This is a genomic window from Komagataeibacter xylinus NBRC 15237 (genome assembly GCF_001571345.1).
Classification (GTDB): Bacteria; Pseudomonadota; Alphaproteobacteria; order Acetobacterales; family Acetobacteraceae; genus Komagataeibacter; species Komagataeibacter xylinus.
In genome coordinates, this window is sequence record NZ_BCTP01000116.1 from 1 (window position 1) to 1,556 (window position 1,556).

Annotated in this window: 2 protein-coding genes; both read right to left on the reverse strand. The window is 59.8% G+C overall.

Annotated features, from left to right (window positions below):
* Nucleotides 1-131 precede the first annotated feature (131 nt).
* Nucleotides 132-863 (reverse strand): IS21-like element helper ATPase IstB, encoded by a 732-nt coding sequence (gene istB, locus GXY01S_RS16620; RefSeq protein WP_269446811.1) that lies wholly within the window; start codon nucleotides 861-863, stop codon nucleotides 132-134.
* Nucleotides 860-1,556 (reverse strand): Mu transposase domain-containing protein (locus tag GXY01S_RS16625; RefSeq protein WP_408884313.1); only part of this gene is annotated, 697 nt, incomplete at its 5' end. The genes GXY01S_RS16625 and istB, both read right to left, overlap by 4 nt.

A 1,556-nucleotide genomic window follows, 5' to 3' on the forward strand; every position in this document is an offset into this window, starting at 1 on the left:
TTGTCAATCGGCACTCAAAAATAACCCCTGATCGGCATGCAATATTAACCCCCTGTTGAAGGCCCGGCCTGTCTCCTGAAGCCGTAGGCGTAAGGAGACAGGCCGGGGCAGGTATGGATCTGGAGAGAGGTTCAGTTACGGTTCCTGAACCGCCAGCTTTCGTTCCCTGTCTCGATGATGTCGCAGTGATGGGTCAGACGGTCGAGCAGTGCCGTGGTCATCTTGGCGTCGGCGAATACACTGGCCCATTCACCGAAGGACAGGTTCGTGGTGACAATGACCGAGGTCTGTTCATAAAGGCGGCTGATCATATGGAACAGCAACTGTCCGCCAGACTGGGCAAAGGGCAGGTATCCCAGTTCGTCGAGGATGATAAAGTCCAGTCGGCCGAGTTGTTCGGCCAGCCGACCCGCCCTTGCCGCCCGACTGTCAGCCTCAAGCCGGTTGACCAGGTCCACCACGTTGAAGAACCGGCCACGCCGACCTGTGCGGATGCAGCTCCGGCCAATGGCCGTGGCCAGGTGGGTTTTGCCGGTACCTGTGCCCCCCACAAGCACGACATTACGCTTGAGGTCGAGGAATTCGCCCCGAGCCAGGTCACGGACAAGGGTTTCGTTGACGGGCGTATCCGCGAACTGAAAGTCCTCGACATCCTGTGCCCGCGGCATCCGGGCAATGGTCATCTGGTAGCGTACCGACCGGGCCTGCTTTTCATGTATTTCGGCCTGGAGCAGTTCTCCTATGACCTGCTGGGGCAGATACTGTCGTTTGACCGCATGGGTCACCAGTTCATCATAGGCAGCTTTCATACCGTAGAGTTTCAGTTCCGCCATCGCCTGGAGGATCGGCCCACGTTCCATCATGGGCGTGTCCTCAGGATATCATACCGGCTGCAGTCAGCCACAGGAGCATGATGCAGGACCAGAGGTTCGGGAAGGGCAGGCAGGACGGGATTTGTGGCTTCATCCCGGCGTGACAGGATGTTGAGAATGACATCAACGGAATGCATGCCATCTTCCAGGGCCTCCCGGCAGGCCTGATCCACGCAGGTCAGGCCATGCTCGTTCACGGCAACCAGAAGACGTACGACCTGTCTGTCGCCACCTGGCCTGTCAGCCAGTCGCCTGCGGATCCGTTCAATGGAGACGGGCAGGATCCAGTCCCGGAATGGAGCGCCATTGCGCAGGGCACCCGGCTTGCGCTCCAGCACCCCGATATAATGCCATGGATCATAAACCGTCCGGTCCCGCTCGAACGAGCGGGCATGGACCCCAACCGTCCGGCCATCCTGCCGGATTTCGATGCGCCCGGCATAGGCCCTGAGTTCCACAGGGCGACCAACCGCGCTGCTGGAGACGGAATACCGGTTGTTGTCAAAGCGGACCAGGCAGGTTTTCGTGACGGATGCCATGCGGGCATGGAACCCGTCAAAGGAACCGGCATAAGGAACCAGAGCCGCGCGCTCGGCCAGGAACATCTCCCACACCGTTTTCTCCGGGACATCCGGATGGGCATGCGTTCTGGCCAGCTGGATGCATCGATCCACAAGCCATCCA